The following is a 19,309-nucleotide window of genomic DNA, read 5'->3' on the forward strand; positions in this document are numbered from 1 at the left end:
CGCGGTGACTAAGCCGCGGCCGGGCAGCGCGCGAACTCGATCGCGACCCGCAGCTCGGTCACGCTCTCGTACCTCTCGACTGGCCCGGGTGGCGGCGGGGCGGCGGACCGATAGGCCACCCCCGTCGGAGTGACGAATTCGGCTGTATGGAAGCCATTCTCGTCACTGGTCGTCACCCTCCACCCGGGTGACTCTTTGACGTAGTTGCACCGTTCGCATTCGCCGAGACCGTTGCGCGCACTGGTGGGACCACCGCCGGCATGCGGTTGGGCGTGGTCGTGATGGCGGATCGGCGCATCGCAGTACGGGGTTCTGCAGGTCTGGTCCCGCAATCCGATGAATTGGGCCAGCGCCTTGGGAAACAGCCGCGACCGCGACTCCATCGCCGCCAATGCACCGGACACCGGATGCCGGTAGAGCCGCCGCAGCGTCGCGCGTGACCGTTCGTCGGCCACCGCGTCACTCACGAGGGAACGGGCCACCGACGCCGGCACCGGCCCGTATCCCTCGACCACGGCCGGGTTCTCGTCGCCCGCCAACAGGGTCTGGTCGGAGAGCAACAAATTGACCGCTACCGGCTCAGGCACCGTGACAGGGCGGCCGGTCACCCGCTCTGCCACGGTGTCGGCCATCACCTGCCCGCGGGTCCGACCGTCGAACGTCGTATCAGCGCTGCGTTTGAGCGCCGCATACACGCCGACGCCCTTCTGCACCGGCAACAACACCGTCAGCCGCGCCATGCAGTCCGGCGCCGGCCGGATCCAGACATTCCGGTCCTCTGCCGCCTTCGCCGCCCGGTCGACGACAGCCTGCGGATCCAGGCGGTACGCGATCTTCTTGGCGTCCGCCTCAATTCGCTTGTCACCCATACCGTCGAGCTTCGTGACGTCGGCACACATCTCGGCGTCCAATTCACGCCGATCCTCGACCGACAGGCACGCCGACTCCCGCACGATCAACGTGGCCCGCCATTCTGACAACACGCCGGACTCCAGCGCCGCCAACGTATGCGGCATCTCGTACACCAGCGCCTTGGCGAACCCGAGATGCCGACTCCCCCGGTTCGGCGAATCATGACGAGCCAGCGCAACCTCCGAAGCCACCCCGCGGCCCAGTTTGGCGCGCGACACTCCCGCCGCCGCCTCGGCGGCCCGGCGCTTCGCGTCCAACAGGGCCGCACACCGGGCCTGCCCGGCAGCCGCGGCCGACTTGGCCCGCTCGAGTTCCTCGATGCGCCGATGCAGCGTCGCCTCGTCATCATGCGGGTTGACCTGCGACAACCTGGATATTTCGAACATATTTTCGACTATGCCACAGCGGTATGACAAGTCGATTCAGCCCAATCGACGTAACACCATCACGTTGTCGATCAGGACGCCGCGCTGCCCGTCCGGTCCCGTCGCCTCCCGCTCATCGGCGTCCACCCGGACGCGTTCCCAGTGCGCTTCGTCGAGGTTCAGTGAGTCGACCACCTCGTCGGCGCTGGGGAACGGAAATTTCCGGACATGCTCGGGAGCCCAAGGCGGGGCGGCCCCGTGATCGACGACGACCAGCAGGCCGCCGTCGGCCACCGTCCCGGCGGCGCGACGCAGCATCGCGGCGCGATCCATGCCGATCGGAGACTGCAGGAACTGGGCCGAGACCAGGTCGAAGCGACCGTCCGGAAGGCTCTCGGACAGGTCATGGCGTTCGAACGTGATCCGTTCCGCCACACCACGTTCCCGCGCCTCGGCCGCGGCCCGGGCGAGCGCGGTGTCGGAGACGTCGACTCCCGTGACCTCCCAGCCGTGTTCGGCGAGCCAGACGGCGTCGCCGCCCTCACCGCAGCCCAGATCGAGTGCCCGGCCTGCGGGCAGGTCCTGGGCGATCCTGGCCAGCTGGGCGTTGACCCGGCCGCTCCAGATGCGGCCGCGCTGCCCGTAATGCCGTTCCCAGTACTGGGCGGTGACAGCCGTCTGTGCGGGCCACGGCGCCACCGGCAGTCCGACGTCTTCGCCGAGCAGGTGCTGTACGACGGCGGCGCCGGCCTGGCTGCCCGATGCGACCGCCGCGGCCACCTGGGGCATCTGGGCGCTCAGGTCACCCGCGGCGAACAAGCCGGGCACCGAGGTGCGTGCGAACCCGTCGACGAGCAGCGCATCAGCGGCAATCGGTCCGGGCGCCGAGACCGCCCCGAGTTGTGCGGCCAGCGGCGAGCGCTGGTGCAGTGTGGCGGCGACGAGCGCGCCGCGCCTTGCCAGCCGCGTGCCATCGGCGAATTCGACCGCCTCCAGTTCACCGTCGCGGGCGATGAGGCCGGCGATCGGACGCTCGTCGACACTGATTCCGGCCGCGTCCAGCGGTTTGACCTGCGCGTCGTCCAGTCCGCTGTCCCCGTCGGTGAGTACCACCAGGTCTTCGGTCCAGCCGCGCATCATCAACGCCGAGTGCACCGCACGGTCACCCTGGGCGATCACGGCGACCGGCGCGTCGCGCATCTCCCAGCCATGGCAGAACGGGCAGTGGAAAACCGAACCACCCCAGAGACCGTCGAGCCCCGCGATGTTCGGTGCGCGGTACTCCATGCCGGTGGCCAGCAGCACCGTCCTGGCCTGCTCGCGGCTTCCGTCGGCCAGCTCGAGGGCGAATCCAGGCTCACCGCGTACGACTTCGCCGGTGCGCACCTCCACCGTGGGGTAGGCGGCCAGCTCGGCGCGGCCGGCCGCATAGAGGTCGGCGGGCGGACGGCCGTCACTGCCCAGCAGACCACCGATTCCGTGTGCGGCCAGGTTGCTCTGATTCGCCGCGTCGACGAGCAGTACGCGCCGACGGGCCCGGCCCAGCACCAGCGCCGCACTCAGTCCGGCCGCCCCGCCACCGACGATTACGCAGTCCCAAACATTCTCCATGCCTTCGAGCTTGCCCAATCACATGGCAAAGTGCCAAGCTAATTTGCCATGAAGGCAAACGCAGCCGAGCCGGCCGACATCGACGCACTGGTCCGCAGCCGGCTTCGCGAGTTGCGGGCCCAACGCGGGCTCACCCTGGAAGACGTTGCGCGCCGCGCCCAGATCGACGTCTCGACGCTGAGCCGGCTGGAATCGGGCAAGCGCCGACTGGCCCTGGATCACCTGCCCCGCCTGGCCGCCGCGCTGTCGGTCAGCACCGACGAGTTACTGCGCGCGCCGCAGGCCGAGGACCCCCGGGTCACCGGCAGCTCACACACCCACCACGACATCACGTACTGGCCGTTGACCCGGCAGGGCCCGGCGGCCGGGCTGCACGCCTACAAGATCCGGATCAGTGCCAAGCGCCACAAGCCACCGGCGGAATTCCCGGTCCACGAAGGACGCGACTGGATGTACGTGTTGTCGGGCCAACTGCGACTGATCCTCGGCGAACAGGACTTCGTCGTCAATCCCGGTGAGGCCGTGGAGTTCTCAACCTGGACCCCGCACTGGTTCGGGGTCGTCGACGGAGCGGTCGAGGCGATCACGATCTTCGGCCCGCACGGCGAACAATTACACCTGCACGCGTGACCTACAGGTATGCGGTCTGGTTCACCAACCGCACCGAAGATCCACCGTCGCCGTAGAACTCGGCGATCGACAGCGAAGCCAGATCCAAATGCAGCCGGTACAGGATGCCCTCCCCCGCATCGAGAGCCAGCCGCAGAATCGTCTTGATCGGGGTCACGTGCGATACCACCAGAACCGTTGCCGCGCCATGCTCGGCGATGATCCGGTCGCGGGCCCGACGGACACGGTGCGCCACCGCGTCGAAGCTCTCGCCACCGGGCGGCTCGACGCTGGTGTCACGCAGCCAGCGTCGGTGCAGTTCCGGATCCCGTTGCGCGGCTTCGGCGAACGTCAGTCCTTCCCACGCACCGAAGTCCGTCTCGATCAGGTCATCATCGACTCGGACGTCGACACCGAGCGCCTTGGCCGCCTCCGCGGCGGTCTCATAGGCCCGCTCCAGGGGTGAGCTGACCACCGCCGCAACACCCCCGCGTGCACCCAGATACCGCGCAGCAGCGTCGGCCTGCCTGCGGCCTTCCTCGGTCAATACCGGGTTGCCGCGGCCCGAATAGCGCCGGGCGATGGACAATTCGGTCTGACCGTGGCGCAGCAGCAACAGCCGAGTGGGGGCGCCGGTGGCACCGGTCCACCCCGGCGCGGACAGCGCGGCCTTCTCGGCCTGTACGGGCTCCTTGGCCGGCTCGGGCGCAGGCTGGTCGCTGAGGATGCCCGCTGCAGCGTCCATGGCTTCGTTGGCCAGCCCGTCGGCGTGGCTGTTGCGCTCCCGCGGAATCCACGTATAGCTGGCCCGATCGAAGCCCTTGGCCAGCTCAGCCGCCCGGCGCTGCAGCGGAATCAGGTCAGGATGCTTGACCTTCCAGCGCCCCGACATCTGTTCGACGACGAGCTTGGAATCCATCGACACCGCCACTTCGGCCGCGCCCAACTCGGTGGCGGCCTCCAAACCGGCGATCAGGCCGCGGTATTCGGCGACGTTGTTGGTGGCGCGGCCGATCGATTCCTTACGTTCAGCCAGTATTGCGGTGTGTTCGGCGTCGAACACCACCGCGCCGTAGCCCGCCGGTCCGGGGTTGCCCCGGGACCCGCCGTCTGCTTCGACGAGAACCTTCACTGCTTGAACCTCAAGAGGATTGCCCCGCACTCGGGGCACCGCACCACGTCATCGTCGGCTGCCGCGGCGATCCGGGCGCTCTCGCCGCGGTCGATCTCGATCCGGCAGGCGCCACAGCGGCGACCTTGAAGCAACCCGGCCCCGGCCCCGCCGCGGGACCGCAGGCGTTCGTAGAGATCGATGAGTTCACCGTCGATGAGGTTCACCAGACCGTCGCGGCGAGTGCGTGCCTGCTGGCGGGACTGCTCGATCTCCGCCAGAGCGGCATCGCGGGCCTGCTGTGCCGATGACAGCGCGGCCTGCAGGTCATCGATGCGTTGCATCGCCTCGGCCTGCTGCGCCGCCAGTTCCTCGCGGCGTTCCATGAGCTCCAGCAGGGAGTCCTCCAGGCTCGATTGCCTGCGCTGCAGGGTTTCCAGCTCATGCTGGATCTCGGCGACCTGCTTGGCGGCCACCGTGCCGCCGTCGATCAGCTTGCGGTCACGGTCCTCCCGCTGACGGACCGAGTCGATCTCGCTTTCGAGCTTGGTCACCTGGGCTTCCAGGTCTTCCAGGGCGATGCCCAAAACGCCCACCCCGTCGCCGGCGGCGGCGTGCGCAGCCTGCGCCTCATCCACCTTCTGCTGTTCGGCCAGGTGCTTGGTGCGGTGCTCGATGCGCCCGAGTTCGGCATCGACCTCCGTCAGCGCTAGAAGCGAACGTTGTTGTTTTACTTCGGCTTTCATGCCCTGACTTTCATGTTGTTGGTAGCGATCAGCACTCGACGTTCCACGGGTCGGTGCGCAACGAGGACACCCGCACCTTCAGCGCGTCACCGAACTGCCCGCGCAGCACTCCGGCGGCCTGGGCACACCAGGGGAACTCGGAGGCCCAGTGCGCCACATCGATGAGCGCGACCGGTGACACGCGTCGGTGCTCATCGGCGGGATGGTGCCGCAAATCCGAGGTCACATAGGCCTGCACGTCAGCCCGGGCCACTGTGCCCAGCAGTGAGTCGCCCGCTCCCCCGCACACCGCGACCCGCGACACCATGGCGTCGGGATCCCCTGAGGTCCGCACCCCCCACGAGGTGGCCGGCAGCGCAGCCCGGACGCGGGATGCGAACGCCGACAAGGGCTCTGGCCGGTCCAGCTCGCCGATCCGGCCGATGCCCACGTCCCCGGGGATCGGCGCCAGCGCAATGATGTCGAAGGCAGGTTCCTCGTAGGGATGAGCGGTCCGCAGGGCAGACAGGATGGTCGCGCGCAGCCTCGACGGCGCGATCACCTCTACCCGGTCCTCGGCCACCTGCTCGACGGTGCCCACCTCACCGATGGCCGGGGCCGCCCCGTCGTGCGGCAGGAACTGGCCGGTTCCGGCCACACCCCAACTGCAGTGCGAATAGTCGCCGATGCGCCCGGCGCCCGCGTCGAACAACGCCTCACGCACCTTCGCTGCGTCCGCCGCGGGTACGAACACCACCCACTTGTCCAGATTGGGACCGGATGCCGCAGGCGACAACACCGCGTCGACCCGTAGGCCCAACGCCTCGGCCAACGCATCGGACACGCCGGGTGAGGCCGCGTCGGCATTGGTGTGGGCGGAGAACAGGGCCCGGCCGGTGCGGATCAACCGGTGGACCAACGCGCCCTTGGCGGTGTCGGCCGCGACGGTGTCCACGCCGCGCAGCAGCAGCGGGTGGTGGGCCAGCAGCAGCCCGCGTTCCGGGACCTCGTCGACCACAGCCTCGGTCGCATCCACTGCGATCGTGACCGATTCGACCGGCTCGTCGGGATCGCCGCACACCAACCCGACCGAGTCCCAGTCGTGGGCCAGGTGCGGCGGGTACGCCGCGTCCAGGGTAGCGATCACGTCAGCCAACGGCACCCCGGCCGGTCGCGCACTCATTGCAGTACCTCCGTCATGGCGTCGACGAGTGCGGGCCATTCCGGCCGCACCGCAGCACGCAGGTAGTTTTCCGGCAGGCCCACGAAAGTATCGCAACGCCGCACCGCGATGCCTTTGCTTTCCAGATGTTTCCGCATCAGCTCCGCGTCGGGCACAGTGAACAGCACGAATGGCGCGTCGCCCGCCACTACGCCCAATCCGAGCTCCTCGAGCCCGGCCACCATCGAGGCCCGCAACCCGGCGACCTGCCGGGCTGAGGCATCGGCCTCGGCCACGGCTTCAGGACTGCCGGTCGCGGCGATGGCCTCCAGTTGCAGGGTGCCCAGGGGCCAGTGCGGACGCGGCGCGGTGAGCCGGGCCAGCACCTCGGGCGCGCCGAGGGCGTATCCCACCCGCAGCCCGGCCAGTGCCCAGGTCTTGGTCAGGCTGCGCAGCACCAGCACGTCGGGCAACGATTCGCCGGCCAGCGTCTGGGCCTCACCAGGGATGCCGTCGGCGAACGCCTCGTCCACCACCACCAGCCGACCCGGCCGACGCAGCGCCAGGATGTCGTCGGCGCGGTGCAGCACCCCGGTCGGATTGGTCGGGTTGCCGACGACCACGAGGTCCGCTTCCTCCGGCACGACAGCGCCGGTCAGCGTGAACGGGAACGGCAGCACCACGTGCTGGATCGGCACGCCGGCCGCGGCCAGGACGGCTTCAGGTTCGGTGAACGACGGGGCGACCAGCGCAGCCAACCGTGGCCGCAGCCCGGCCAGCAGGGCGAAGCCCTCCGCTCCGCCGGCCAGCAGGGCCACCTCGTCGGCGGCGCGGCCGTGCCGCCGCGCCACGGCGTGCACCGCGCGGCGTTGATCGGCCTGGCTCGGGTAGCTGCCCAGGTCGGGCAGCCGAGCGGCCAAGCGGTCGGTCAGCCAGACCGGCGGGCCACCGGGGCGGACGTTGACCGCGAAGTCCAGCATTCCCGGCAATGCGGCCTGGTCGCCGTGGTAGCGGGCGCCTGCGCGGGGTGGGTTTGGCACAGCACGACACTAGTGGTCGGAGAGCTGCCCGCGGCATACGGGAGAATGGGCACGTGACTGACACGCTGGAACTCACCCGACCGCAGCTGGTGCTCTTCGATCTCGACGGCACCCTGACCGATTCGGCGGCCGGGATCGTGTCGAGTTTCCGCCATGCCCTGACCCATGTCGGCGCCGGCATTCCGGACGGTGACCTGGTCGGACGCATCGTCGGCCCACCCATGCACGAGACGTTGCAGGCGTTGAGCCTGGGTGCGACGAGTTTCGACGCCGACGCCGCGATCGCGGCCTACCGCGCCGATTACACGAGCCGCGGCTGGGCGATGAACAGCCTGTTCGACGGCGTCGAGGCGCTGCTGGCAGACCTGCAGGCCGCAGGGGTGCGGTTGGCGGTGGCCACGTCGAAGGCCGAGCCCACCGCGCGGCGCATCCTGGCGCATTTCGGCCTGGATGGTTACTTCGAGGTGATCGCCGGAGCCAGTCCCGACGGCGTCCGGGCGGCCAAGGCCGATGTGGTCGCCTACGCGCTGGCCCAGTTGCAGCCGCTGCCCCAGCGCGTCCTGATGGTCGGTGACCGCATGCACGACGTCGAGGGCGCGGCGCAGCACGGTATCGACACCGTGGTGGTCGGCTGGGGTTACGGTGCCACCGATTTCACGGGTCCCACCGCCGTGGCCGCACACGCCCACGTCGATACCGTCGCCGCGCTTCGGGGGGTGCTCGGTGTCTGACGTTTCCACTGAACCGGTCCTGCACGTCACGTTCGTGTGCTCGGGCAACATCTGCCGGTCCCCGATGGCCGAGAAGATGTTCGCCCACCAGATCCGCGAGCGCGGCCTGGCCGATGTGGTTCGGGTGAGCAGCGGAGGCACGGGCGGTTGGCATGCCGGTGACGGCGCCGACAGCCGTGCCTGCCTGGTGTTGGCTGAGCGCGGTTATCCCAGCGAGCACGTGGCCGCCCAGGTCTGCGATGACCATCTCGGCGCCGACATGGTGGTCGCGTTGGGCCGCAATCACCTGCGCATCCTGACCGATCTGGGCGTGGTTCCCGACCGCTTGCGGATGCTGCGCTCATTCGACCCGCGCTCGGGAGCACACGCCCTCGACGTGGAGGATCCGTACTACGGCGGCAAGGCCGATTTCGAGGATGTGTTCACCGTGATCGAGTCGTCCCTGCCCGGGCTGCACACCTGGGTCGACGCGGCGCTGGCCGACCGGGGAATCCGGGGAACGGCAGTCTGATGCGCCGCCTGACCTTCCTGCTGCGACCGCAATGGGTGGCGTTGTTCATCGTGGTGGCCGCCTTCGCCTACCTGTGTTTCACGGTGCTGGCGCCGTGGCAGCTGGGCAAGAACACGAAAACCTCGCGTGAGAACAACCAGATCAGCCATTCACTGCAGGCCGATCCGGTTCCGGTGACCACTGTTCTGCCGCACCAGGATTCGGTCGCGCCCGATGCCCAGTGGCAGCGGGTCACGGCGACCGGGCACTACCTGCCGAAGTCGGAGGTGCTGGTCCGGCTTCGGGTGGTCGACGGCGAACCGGCCTTCGAGGTCCTCACCCCGTTCGCCGTGGACGGCGGGCCGACGGTACTGGTCAATCGCGGCTTCATCACCCCGATCGACGGAAACAAGGTCCCCCAGTTCGCGCCGGCACCGACCGACCGGGTGACCGTGACCGCCCGGGTCCGGGATGCAGAAGCGCGTCTGCCGGGTAAGGAGCCGTTCCGCGGCGACGACGGCGCCCAACAGGTGTATTCGATCAACCCCGACCAGATCGCGTCGCTCACCGGCGTGCCGCTGACGGGGTCGTATCTGCAGCTGGTGGCGAACCAACCGGGCGGCCTCGGGGAGTTGTCCCTGCCGCACCTCGACGCCGGACCGTTCCTGTCCTACGGCATCCAGTGGATCGCATTCGGCATCGTCGCCCCGCTCGGCGTGGGCTACTTCGTCTATGCCGAGGTGCAGCAGCGCAGGCGCGAACGGGCCGTCGCCCAGGCGGCCGCAAAGGAACCGCCCCGCGAACTCACCGGCGAGGAGAAGATCGCCGACCGCTACGGCAAGCGGCGCTGACGACCACAAGCAGTACCGACACAGCCGCCGCCGAAGCCTGGACCGCGCGCGAGAGTCGCACCGCGCGGGCCACATCCGCCACTTCGGGTATGCGGCCGTCGCCCAGGGTGGGCCGGATCTCCAGTTGATGCGCGTACTGCGTCGGGCCGCCCAGCCGCACCCCGAGCGCCCCGGCGAAGGACGCCTCGGCCACCCCGGCATTGGGGCTGGGGTGGCGGGCCGCGTCGCGCCGCCACGCCCGCAAGGCCGGCCGTGGTGACCCGCCGACCACCGGTGCACACAGGACCGTCAGAATCCCCGTCAGCCGGGCCGGTAGATAGTTCAGCACGTCGTCGAATCTGGCTGCGGCCCAACCGAAGTTGAGGTACCGCGGCGAACGGTGCCCGATCATCGCGTCCAGCGTGTTGGCGCCCCGGTACACCAGCACCCCGGGCACCCCGCCGATCGCCGCCCACACCAGCGGCGCCACCTGGGCATCAGAGGTGTTCTCGGCCAGCGATTCCACCGTGGCCCGGGTCAGACCCGAGGTATCCAGTGCGGCCGGATCCCGCCCGCACAACGACGGCAGCAGGGCGCGGGCCCCGTCGAGGTCGGCCGTCTCCAGCAGCGCCGACATCTGCCCACCCACCCGGTTGAGCGAGGTGCCGCCGAGCGCGACGTAGGTGGCCGCCGCGGTCACCCAGATACTGTCGCCGCGTCCCGCCGCCCAGCCCAGCCCGGCCAGTCCACCGAGCAGCAGCCCGGTGTGCAGTGCACCTGTCCCGCGGTTGTCGGTATAGGTCAGCTTCTCCAACCGTGCAGCGCCAGTGCCGAACCCGGCCACCGGATGCCCGCGGCGCGGATCGCCCAGCAGCAGGTCGGCCAGGAAACCGACGGCAATACCGGCGGCCCGACGGTGGCTTCTGCGCGCAAACACCCCGGCAGCGTCTCACAAGGTGGTCTACTCGAAGTCATGAGGCTGGGTCCGCCACGACGCCCGCGCCGGGTCACCGATCTGCTCAACCCGGCAGCGGCGCTGCTACCTGCGGCCAACGTCATCATGCAGCTGTCCTCCCCCGGCGTGGGCTACGGGGTCCTTGAGAGCCCGGTGGACAGCGGCAACGTCTACAAGCATCCGTTCAAACGGGCCCGCACCACCGGCACCTATCTGGCTGCGGCCACCATGGGCACCGATGCCGACCGCGCGCTGCTGCGCACCCAGATCGACAAGGTGCATGCCCTGGTCCGTTCGCGGGCCTCAAGCCCGGTGTCCTACAACGCTTTCGACCCCCGGCTACAGCTCTGGGTGGCGGCCTGTCTGTACCGCTACTACGTCGACATGCATGAGTTCCTCTACGGGCGGCTCGACGAGGAATCGGCCGACGCGATCTACGCCGACGCCCGCGCGCTGGGCACCACCTTGCAGGTGCGCGACGAGATGTGGCCGGAAGACCGCGACGCTTTCGACGCGTACTGGAAGCACTCGCTGCAGGATCTGCGGATCGACCCGCCGGTACGCGAGCATCTGCACGGAGTGGCGGCGATGGCGTTCCTGCCCGCCCCGCTGCGCCTGCTGGCCGGCCGGTTCAACCTGTTCGCCACCACCGGATTCCTGCCCGCGGAGTTCCGCAGCCACATGGAGTTGGGCTGGACGGCCGATCAGCAGCGGCGCTTCGAGTGGCTGTTGAGCGGACTGCGGGTCGCCGATCGCGTGATCCCGCGTGAGGTGTGGCTGTTGGGTTATCAGATCTACCTGTGGGACATGCGGATCCGTGACCGACTCGGCAAGCGAGTGGTCTGACTCGGGAGGCGAATCATGGCGTTTCCGGCACTGGCTCACGTGGCGGTCACCGTTCGCGATCTGGCGATCAGCGGGCCGTGGTACCGAGCCCTGTTCGGCGCCGAACCGGTGCTCGACGAGGACACCGACGCCGGCTTCCATCACCTGGTGTGGCTGCTGGACGGCGGCACGCTGTTCGGCGTCCACCAGCACCGGACCCCGGCCCCCGATGGAGGTTTCAGTGAGTTCCGGGTGGGCCTGGACCACGTCGGCTTCGGCTGCGCCTCGCGTGCGGAGCTGCAGGCCTGGGCGGACCGGCTCGACGGCCTGGGCATCGCCCATGGCGGGATCGTCGACGCACCGTACGGGTCGGGGCTCAGTTTCCGCGATCCCGACGGCATCGCGCTGGAGTTCTTCGCCGGAGCTTGAATTCGGGTCGTACGGCAGGGTATCGCCGGGCCCGTGGATATGATCCCACGCGGAGGAACCCTTGAAAGAGCTCATTGCCCCGGTTGCCGCTTCCCTGGCAATCGGTTTCGCGATCGGCGGCCTCCAGTCATCCGGCCCGCCGGCCGCCGCCCCGCAGGCACCGGTTCCGCCGCTGCCTCGGCCGGGCCTCTACACCGTCACCGAGACCTCGACCGACCGGGCACCGGAGCCCTACAACTGGACGTTGTCAGGGTGCGGCCCGCAGTGCCTGCACGTGCTCTCACCCGCGCCGGAGGGCACCTGGCAGCTGGACCTGGCCTGGGACCCCGCCGCCGATCGGCACCAGGGCGCGTGGGTCGGTGAGCGCGTCAACCCCGGCATGCAGTGCCGGCCCGGCAACCCCGAGTACAAGACGGGCCCGGTTCCGTTCAAATACGTCATCCGGGCCGATCTCACGGGATTCGTGAACATGAAGTTCACCCGGGACAGCCCGTCGTGCCGGGGCGAGACCGCCATGCGCGGGCAACGACTCGCGCTGCAGCGCGCGAAGCCGGTGTGGTCGTAGGACCGAAATTCGGCAAGTGCCTTGGCCGCAATGCATGGGGCGAAGCATTTATCGCGCCGACATTCGGCCCCGGCGACGATCGGTAGCGATCTGGAACTATTCCGTGTGGACGTAGCCATCGGCGGCGACAGGAGCCCACCGTCCGCCGAGCGGTGATCGACCATCTCTGTTTGAGTTGCAGCCGAACATCTTTGGACCGGTTGGCGTGGATCGCCTGGAGCCAGCCCAACTGCGGTGCGCGGCTACGACCGCACCGCGCGCAAATTACTTCGATATGAAGGTATCTACCGGTGAACTGTTCGAATATGAATTTGGCATGAACCATGTGACAGTCATCTATGCCTCCGGACAATGGTGTTATGGCGGCGATGTCGGTGTCACCACGTGGACAAGTACCCCGGCAGGCGATGCTGGGTCAGCTACCCCGGATGCATCGTGCCGATGGGTCACCGATCCGGGTGTTGCTGGTCGACGATGAACCGGCGCTGACCAACCTGGTCACGATGGCGCTGCGTTACGAAGGCTGGACCGTGGACGTCGCCCACAACGGCAGCGACGCAATGGCCTTGTTCACCGACAGCGAGCCCGACGTAGTTGTGCTGGACATCATGCTGCCCGACGTCGATGGGTTGCAGATCTTGCAGCAAGTGCGGGCAGCCGAAACATACACCCCGACCTTGTTTCTCACTGCACGTGATTCGGTGGTGGATCGGGTATCGGGGTTGACCGCCGGCGCTGACGACTACATGACCAAGCCGTTCAGCCTGGAGGAGCTCGTCGCTCGGCTCAGGGGTTTGCTGCGCCGGTCCAGCCATATTGCACCGCCGGTCGACGAGGTGCTGCGGGTCGGCGACATCGTGCTCGACGGAGCCAGCCACGAGGTGTCCCGCGACGGTGCGACGTTGGCGCTGACCGTGACCGAGTTCGAGCTGTTGCGGTATCTGATGCGTAATCCGCGGCGGGCTCTGAGCCGCGCCGAGATACTCGATCAGGTGTGGAACTACGGGTTCGGCGGCAAATCTGGCATTGTCGACCTCTACATCTCATACCTGCGCAGGAAGGTCGACACAGGCCACGAGCCGATGATCCACACCGTGCGCGGTGTCGGATATATGTTGCGCCCCAACGATTGACGAGACATGGCACGACGGTCCGGGTTCGCCCCTACGACCGCGCGTGTCCCAGCTCGAATGCGCCCACCTCGGTCAGCGTCACCCGGAGCACCGCCGCGCTCGGGATGTCATAGAACAGCCCGAGAATGTCGAGCCGCCCCTGCTGATAATGCTCGCGCAGCAGCGGATGCTCGGTCAGCGTCTGCACCTGCAACGCCACGTTCACCATGCTCAGCTGATCAACGGCGTCGAACCCTTCGGCGGCTGCCGACTGCGCGATCGGATGGCGGCCACCGTCGAAGGCAGCCAGGGTCGGCCGTGCGTACTCCAGCCAGGTGTCCAGCACTTCGTCACCAGTGGATTGGCCTGGGCCATCGCAAAATACCGCGTTCATGGCACCGCAGCTGGAATGCCCGCACACCACGATCGACGACACGTCGAGGGCCTTCACCGCGAATGCGATCGCAGCGTCCACCGACACGTCCTGCCGTCCGGTCGGGATGAAGTTACCAACGTTGCGGACGGTGAACAGGTCGCCGGGTCCGCTGCTGGTGATCACGTTGGGCACGATCCGCGAGTCGGCGCATGTGATGAACAGCGTCTCGGGACGCTGTGCGTGCTGCAACTCCTGCATGTGCGGCCGGATGTACGGCGCGGTGCGGCGGTGATAGACCGCCAGCCCGTGCAGCACCGACGGGCGCAGCCGCGGCTGCCAGGAACTCCAGGGCGCGACGCCGGTGCGTTTGTCGATGGGGGTGAATCCACGCATCGGCGGCCCAGCGACGGCGCTGTCCATCTCCACCGCGCCGACATCGTGGATGTCGACGCTGCCGCCCGACGCGACCTGCTGTCGCTGCCAGGAGTCGATGGTCTCGTAACCGGCGTGGTCGATGAAGTCGACCGACAGCTCGACGGTGACATGCGATCCCTCCGGCACCGATGCCAGCACGCTGTTGAGCCTTGGGAGCGACAGGAAAGTCACCGAACCGTCGATGACGACGCGCCACTCACCGTCGCCGGTCGGATCGGCGGTGATCTTGACCCGAACCACCCGCCAGACGGTCAGCGAGATGGCAAGTGCCAGGCCGATCAGCACGCCCTCGAGCAGATTGAGGAACACCACACCGATGATCGTGACGAGGTAGACCGCAAGGTCGCCGGTGCGCCAAGCCGTCTTGATGTGAGCCCATTTGACCAGTTGTATGCCGATCACGATGAGTAGACCGGCCAGCGCCGACGTCGGGATCATCTTGGCCAGACCCGCGAACGGCACCGCGAACGCCAGCACCCACACACCGTGCAGGATCGCCGACGCGCGGGTCTGGGCGCCGGCGGCAACGTTGGTGGAGCTGCGCACGATCACACCGGTCACCGGCAGGCCGCCGATGGAGCCCGACGCAATGTTGGCCACCCCCTGACCGATCAGCTCACGGTCGAAATTGGTGCGCGGAGCGCGACTTTGCATGCGGTCTACCGACACCGCGGACAACAGGCTTTCGACGCTGGCGATCAATGCCACCGTCAGGACCCCCGTGGCGAACGCACCCCAGTTGCCGTCGGGCAGGTTCGGGAGTTGCAGGGCATCTGCCAGCGAGCCGTCGATCTTGATCCGCGAGACATCGAATGGTGCGACGAGCGAGAGCACAGTCACGCCGAGGACCGCCACCAGCGGGCCGGGCACCACCTTCACCCGCGCCGGCATCCAGCGCCATCCGACGAGGATGCCGATGACGAGCAGGCCGAGGAAGGTCGCGGGCCCGTGCGCATCGACTACCTGCCCGGGTAGTCCGGTGACGTTGCGCCAGGCGGAGCTTGCGGAGTCACCGCCGAGCAGCACGTGAGTCTGCTGTAAGGCGATCGTGACTCCGATGCCGGCCAGCATCGCGTGTACGACGACCGGCGAGATCGCCAGCGCCGCGCGGGCAATCCGGCTGAGCCCCAGCAAGACCTGGAGTACGCCGGCGCAGATGGTGATCGCGCAAGTGACAGCCCAACCGAACTCCGCGACGAGGCCGGCGACGATGACCGTCAGCCCGGCGGCCGGCCCACTCACCTGCAGCGGTGAGCCACCCAGAATGCCCACCACGATGCCGCCGACGATCGCGGCGATTATTCCGGCGAGCACAGGTGCATCGGAGGCAACGGCGATACCCAACGACAACGGCAGCGCGACGAGGAAGACGACGAGCGACGCCGGCAGGTCATAGCGCAGCAGTGAATGCAGACGCGACTGCTCCGACGAGCCAACGGGCCCGTCGGCGGGCCGTTGTGCGGCCGGCGTCAATCGCTGCTGAATGGCAGGCTCCTTCGGTCGATGGTCGGCGCCGGATCAGACCCGAAACGGCAACGTCGGCGAGGCAGCTTTTCGTCGCCGCTGTCGACACCAAAAGAAAGCTGTGCAATATTCACGAACAAATTCACCCGCGGGTAGGCGATCAACGCTTACCCGTTTTCCACTACCAGGCTATTAATCGTCGGAAAGTAACGTCAAGCAATGCGGACTGACGCATAGAGAACCCAAATATTTGCGTGTCGAATGCAGTTCGAAGCGTCATTCAACGTACCGCGAGCTGCGCACATTAGGAGTCGATATGACCTCGGTGACAGCGATAGCAGTCGCCAGGAAAATGGAATCATGACGTCGGTGTCTGTCACAGGTGTGCAGCGACCCCAGGGGGCCGTCCTCGGTCAGCAGCCGCGCATTCACCGTGCCGACGGTTCACCCATTCGAGTTCTGCTGGTGGATGACGAGCCTGCGCTGGCCAACCTGGTGAAGATGGCCCTGCACTACGAGGGCTGGGTCATGGAGGTCGCTCGCAACGGCCAGGAAGCCGTCAGAAGTTTCGACGAGACCGACCCGGATGTCGTGGTGCTCGACGTCATGCTGCCCGATATCGATGGCCTGGAGGTTCTGCGACGCGTCCGCGAGTCCGCCAGCTATACGCCAACCCTGCTCCTCACTGCGCGCGATTCGGTAATGGACCGCGCACCGGGGCTGGCGGCGGGAGCCGATGACTACATGACCAAGCCGTTCAGCCTCGAGGAGCTGATGGCGCGGCTACGGGGCCTGCTGGGCAGGTCCGGTGACGTGGCATCACCGGAGGTCGAGACGCTACAGGTGGGCGATCTGATGCTTGACGACGCCAGTCGTGAAGTATTGCGCGACGGGGTCCCCGTGTCGTTGTCCGCCACCGAATTCGAGCTGCTGCGCTACTTGATGCGCAACCCGCGCCGTGCACTCAGCCGCGCCGAGATTCTGGACCGGGTGTGGAACTACGGATATGGCGGCCGGTCGAGCATCGTCGACCTCTACATCTCATATCTGCGGAAGAAGATCGACACCGGCCGTTCGCCGATCATCCACACCGTTCGTGGAGTCGGATACATGCTGCGGCCAGGGGAATGACTCTCTAGAGCGCAATTCACCTTACGACCGCCGATGGCGAACCCTATGACGGTGGCCATCATTTCCACTGAATCCCCTGTGAGTTACCCATTCGATTCATATGAATTCTCCATGGGAAACCGCCCCGTGAAATCATGTGATTTCGATATGAGGTGGTCGTTGTCACCTCTATTCGAACTTAGACTGAAGGATATTTCACCTACTGGAAAGGTGGTGTTTCCAATCATGAAAGGATCACTATATAGCCGAATTATCGGTGTTGTGGCGATCATCGGAGGCGCAGCGGCCCTAAGCCTTACAACGGCCGCTCCCGCCGTCGCCGCACCGTCGAACCCGTCCGCGCAGGAGACCATCGACAAGTTGAAGGCCGACGGCTACAACGTCATCGTCGCCAAGGTCGGCAACAACTCGGTGGATCAGTGCACCGTCAGTGCGGTGCGCGACGGCCACGACGTCAAGAACAACTGGATCATCCGGGGACCGGCCGGCCAGGTCGGCACCCAAACGCGCTACACCACGGTCTACGTCGACCTGCACTGCAAGGATGACGAACCGACGGGCTGATGATGATCTTTGGTGGGCGCGGACGGTATCGAACCGCCGACCGCTGGTGTGTAAAACCAGAGCTCTACCACTGAGCTACGCGCCCCGTCGCAGGCACGGTACACGCCGCAGGGGCGTGACCGGAAATTCAAGCCTGCTCAAGCCTGCAATGCCGCCAGTGCCTCCCGCCACACCGCCTGATCCCGCGCCTGGCCCGGGTCCATCATCTCGGCGAACCGGACCTTCCCGGCCTTGTCGACGACGAACGTGCCGCGGTTCGGATACCCGGCTTCGTCGTTGAACACGCCGTAGGCCTGGGCGACCGCGCCGTGCGGCCAGAAATCGGCGAGCACCGGAAACGTGAATCCACTTTCGATGGACCAGATCTTGTGCGTCGGGGGTGGGCCGACCGAGATGGCCAGGGTCGCGGTGTGGTCGTTCTCGTACTGCGGCAGCTTGTCGCGGATCTCTCCGAGTTCGCCCTCACACACGCCGGTGAACGCCAGCGGAAAGAACACCAGCAGCACGTCCTTGGCGCCGCGGTAGGCGCTGAGGGTGACGGGCCTGCCGTTCTGGTCCCGGAGCGTGAAATCGGGCGCCGGGGCACCGACAGCGAGCATCACCGTCTGTTCTTCGCGCGAGTGCTCATCACGGCCCCCGCTTGCCCGCCGATTTCGACTTGGGTTGCACCAACCGGCTCGCCGTCCAATCCCCCAACTTGGCCGACGAGGTCTGCATCAGACCGGCCGTCGGCGCCGACTCGGCGATCTCCGCGGGCTGCACGTGCCCGGGTTTACCGGTCTTGGGAGTCACCACCCAGATCACGCCGTCCTCGGCGAGTGGGGTGATGGCATCCATCAGCCGGTCGACGAGATCCCCGTCGTCGTCCCTCCACCAGAGCAATACGACATCGACTACTTCGTCCGAATCCTCATCGACCAGCTCAGATCCGCACGCTTCTTCGATATCGGCCCGGATGTCGTCGTCGCTATCCTCGTCCCAACCCAGTTCCTGGACTATCTGATCCTTCTGGATGCCCAGTATGTGGGCGTAGTTCGGGCTTGAGTCCGTCCCCGCCGCGACCACCGTCGGTCCTCCTTAACCTCTTCTCGAGCCTCTCTCAAGACTTGACCATCACTTGTTCATTCGCGTGCGCGATGCGTGTTGCGATCTATCGTCGCACGACGAGGCATCAGTGCGGGTGTCCGGCGGGCGAGTTTGTCCGCTCACCTGTCAGTAGGCCTTGTCGCATCTGGTCAGTGCGTTCTCTCGCGCGGCGTTCGAGCGCTCAGATGCCGCGTTGAACTGATCCGCGCCGACATGCCCGGAAATGGCGGTGACGAGGGCTCTCGCCGAGTCGATCCACTCGGTCAGCGCGGCGTGCAGATCCGGGGACAGCGCGTCGGACAGGCCGGAACCGACCAGATCGGCGCTGCGGTTGAGCCCGTCGATCGCGGGGCCGGCCTTGGCCGCGGTGTCACCCCCGTTGTTGACCGCCTCGACGTAGCCGTTGACCGCATTGACCGCGTCGACGACGGAGGTGCTGAGGTCCTCGCACACGGTGTGCACGGCGCGCGTGGTCAGCGAGGCCTGGCGTTCGGATTCGCGGGCCACCGAGCTCAACGAGGACTCTTCGATCGAGGCCGTCACCGATGCCCGGTATTCGGGGGCCGCGGCGGAATCGACCTCTGCGGTACCGCCGGTAATGGACGTGCAACCCACTACGACCATGGCGATCACCGCGGCCCCGCCGAGTGCGCGCGCGGCAATCCCCGCCTTTGCCCCAAATCGCCCATCAACCGGCACGATCTGCAGACGTTACCGGTTCACAAAGCAACTCATGGGTAACTTACGCACCCCCACCCCCAGCGGCACGGAGGCGGCAAGA

Annotated in this window: 21 protein-coding genes and 1 tRNA gene; 10 read left to right on the top strand and 12 right to left on the bottom strand. The window is 67.3% G+C overall.

Going from position 1 to position 19,309, the window contains the following annotated elements; all coding sequences use genetic code 11:
* Positions 1-8 precede the first annotated feature (8 nt).
* Positions 9-1,298 (bottom strand): DUF222 domain-containing protein, encoded by a 1,290-nt coding sequence (locus AC4ELS_RS28280; RefSeq protein WP_499050273.1) that lies wholly within the window; start codon positions 1,296-1,298, stop codon positions 9-11.
* Positions 1,299-1,334: 36 nt separating this feature from the next.
* On the bottom strand, positions 1,335-2,888 hold the full coding sequence (locus tag AC4ELS_RS28285) for an FAD-dependent oxidoreductase (protein ID WP_499050275.1): 1,554 nt from the start codon (positions 2,886-2,888) through the stop codon (positions 1,335-1,337).
* Positions 2,889-2,936: 48 nt separating this feature from the next.
* On the opposite strand from AC4ELS_RS28285, the gene relB reads away from it, so the two are divergent.
* Positions 2,937-3,518 (top strand): type II toxin-antitoxin system RelB family anti-toxin, encoded by a 582-nt coding sequence (gene relB / locus AC4ELS_RS28290; protein ID WP_499050278.1) that lies wholly within the window; start codon positions 2,937-2,939, stop codon positions 3,516-3,518.
* A 1-nt stretch (position 3,519) separates the two neighbouring features.
* Here the strand turns inward: relB and AC4ELS_RS28295 are convergent, their stop codons facing one another.
* The 4 genes from AC4ELS_RS28295 to cobC are packed head-to-tail and all read right to left on the bottom strand — an operon-like array spanning position 3,520 to position 7,535.
* On the bottom strand, positions 3,520-4,629 hold the full coding sequence (locus AC4ELS_RS28295; RefSeq protein ID WP_499050281.1) for a bifunctional RNase H/acid phosphatase: 1,110 nt from the start codon (positions 4,627-4,629) through the stop codon (positions 3,520-3,522).
* Positions 4,626-5,354, bottom strand: a complete 729-nt coding sequence (locus tag AC4ELS_RS28300) for a zinc ribbon domain-containing protein (protein WP_064881643.1) — start codon at positions 5,352-5,354, stop codon at positions 4,626-4,628. Before AC4ELS_RS28300 ends, AC4ELS_RS28295 begins: the two co-directional genes overlap by 4 nt.
* A gap of 28 nt (positions 5,355-5,382) precedes the next feature.
* On the bottom strand, positions 5,383-6,516 hold the full coding sequence (locus tag AC4ELS_RS28305; RefSeq protein ID WP_499050286.1) for a Nif3-like dinuclear metal center hexameric protein: 1,134 nt from the start codon (positions 6,514-6,516) through the stop codon (positions 5,383-5,385).
* Positions 6,513-7,535 carry an Rv2231c family histidinol phosphate aminotransferase CobC gene (gene cobC, locus AC4ELS_RS28310; RefSeq protein ID WP_448443275.1) on the bottom strand — a complete coding sequence of 341 codons (1,023 nt, stop codon included), beginning with the start codon at positions 7,533-7,535 and terminating at the stop codon, positions 6,513-6,515. The genes AC4ELS_RS28305 and cobC overlap by 4 nt, the downstream gene beginning before the upstream one ends.
* Before the next feature lie 53 nt (positions 7,536-7,588).
* Here cobC and AC4ELS_RS28315 point away from each other — a divergent pair, with 53 nt between their 5' ends.
* From AC4ELS_RS28315 to AC4ELS_RS28325, 3 genes are read left to right on the top strand one after another with little or no spacing between them, the layout of a single operon-like run.
* On the top strand, positions 7,589-8,266 hold the full coding sequence (locus AC4ELS_RS28315) for an HAD-IA family hydrolase (protein WP_082941636.1): 678 nt from the start codon (positions 7,589-7,591) through the stop codon (positions 8,264-8,266).
* A complete protein-coding gene (locus AC4ELS_RS28320) occupies positions 8,259-8,777 on the top strand; it encodes a low molecular weight protein-tyrosine-phosphatase (RefSeq protein ID WP_082941637.1) in 519 nt (172 codons plus the stop codon). Before AC4ELS_RS28315 ends, AC4ELS_RS28320 begins: the two co-directional genes overlap by 8 nt.
* Positions 8,777-9,607 carry an SURF1 family cytochrome oxidase biogenesis protein gene (locus AC4ELS_RS28325; protein ID WP_064881651.1) on the top strand — a complete coding sequence of 277 codons (831 nt, stop codon included), beginning with the start codon at positions 8,777-8,779 and terminating at the stop codon, positions 9,605-9,607. The genes AC4ELS_RS28320 and AC4ELS_RS28325 overlap by 1 nt, the downstream gene beginning before the upstream one ends.
* Here AC4ELS_RS28325 and AC4ELS_RS28330 read toward each other — a convergent pair.
* On the bottom strand, positions 9,561-10,523 hold the full coding sequence (locus tag AC4ELS_RS28330) for a cobalamin biosynthesis protein (RefSeq protein WP_499050288.1): 963 nt from the start codon (positions 10,521-10,523) through the stop codon (positions 9,561-9,563). The two genes, AC4ELS_RS28325 and AC4ELS_RS28330, sit on opposite strands and share 47 nt — an antisense overlap.
* Before the next feature lie 36 nt (positions 10,524-10,559).
* Here AC4ELS_RS28330 and AC4ELS_RS28335 point away from each other — a divergent pair, with 36 nt between their 5' ends.
* The 4 genes from AC4ELS_RS28335 (at position 10,560) to AC4ELS_RS28350 (ending at position 13,493) form a co-directional block, all read left to right on the top strand.
* Positions 10,560-11,387: an oxygenase MpaB family protein gene (locus AC4ELS_RS28335; RefSeq protein WP_499050290.1), complete on the top strand. Its 828-nt coding sequence runs from the start codon at positions 10,560-10,562 to the stop codon at positions 11,385-11,387.
* Between the two features lie 15 nt (positions 11,388-11,402).
* Complete coding sequence (locus AC4ELS_RS28340) at positions 11,403-11,795, top strand: VOC family protein (protein WP_448443280.1); 393 nt, start codon at positions 11,403-11,405, stop codon at positions 11,793-11,795.
* Between the two features lie 61 nt (positions 11,796-11,856).
* Complete coding sequence (locus AC4ELS_RS28345; RefSeq protein ID WP_499050292.1) at positions 11,857-12,360, top strand: hypothetical protein; 504 nt, start codon at positions 11,857-11,859, stop codon at positions 12,358-12,360.
* A gap of 359 nt (positions 12,361-12,719) precedes the next feature.
* Complete coding sequence (locus AC4ELS_RS28350; protein ID WP_499050295.1) at positions 12,720-13,493, top strand: response regulator transcription factor; 774 nt, start codon at positions 12,720-12,722, stop codon at positions 13,491-13,493.
* A 31-nt stretch (positions 13,494-13,524) separates the two neighbouring features.
* Here AC4ELS_RS28350 and AC4ELS_RS28355 read toward each other — a convergent pair whose 3' ends face one another.
* Positions 13,525-15,756 (bottom strand): SulP family inorganic anion transporter, encoded by a 2,232-nt coding sequence (locus AC4ELS_RS28355; protein ID WP_499050298.1) that lies wholly within the window; start codon positions 15,754-15,756, stop codon positions 13,525-13,527.
* Positions 15,757-16,107: 351 nt separating this feature from the next.
* Here AC4ELS_RS28355 and AC4ELS_RS28360 point away from each other — a divergent pair, with 351 nt between their 5' ends.
* Both AC4ELS_RS28360 and AC4ELS_RS28365 read left to right on the top strand, forming a co-directional pair.
* Positions 16,108-16,878 carry a response regulator transcription factor gene (locus AC4ELS_RS28360; RefSeq protein WP_499050301.1) on the top strand — a complete coding sequence of 257 codons (771 nt, stop codon included), beginning with the start codon at positions 16,108-16,110 and terminating at the stop codon, positions 16,876-16,878.
* A gap of 261 nt (positions 16,879-17,139) precedes the next feature.
* Entirely contained in the window at positions 17,140-17,442 is a 303-nt protein-coding gene (locus AC4ELS_RS28365) for a hypothetical protein (protein ID WP_499050303.1), read from the top strand.
* Positions 17,443-17,452: 10 nt separating this feature from the next.
* Here AC4ELS_RS28365 and AC4ELS_RS28370 read toward each other — a convergent pair.
* From AC4ELS_RS28370 to AC4ELS_RS28385, 4 genes are all read right to left on the bottom strand, one after another.
* A tRNA-Val gene (locus AC4ELS_RS28370) sits at positions 17,453-17,527 on the bottom strand.
* 52 nt (positions 17,528-17,579) lie between these two features.
* Positions 17,580-18,041, bottom strand: a complete 462-nt coding sequence (locus AC4ELS_RS28375) for a peroxiredoxin (protein ID WP_499050810.1) — start codon at positions 18,039-18,041, stop codon at positions 17,580-17,582.
* Between the two features lie 28 nt (positions 18,042-18,069).
* Positions 18,070-18,507, bottom strand: coding sequence for a DUF3052 domain-containing protein (locus AC4ELS_RS28380; protein ID WP_499050305.1), 438 nt, complete (start codon positions 18,505-18,507; stop codon positions 18,070-18,072).
* Between the two features lie 147 nt (positions 18,508-18,654).
* Positions 18,655-19,227, bottom strand: coding sequence for an Rv2240c family protein (locus AC4ELS_RS28385; protein ID WP_236734730.1), 573 nt, complete (start codon positions 19,225-19,227; stop codon positions 18,655-18,657).
* Between the last annotated feature and the right edge of the window lie 82 nt (positions 19,228-19,309).

This window comes from Mycobacterium shunyiense (assembly GCF_058270035.1).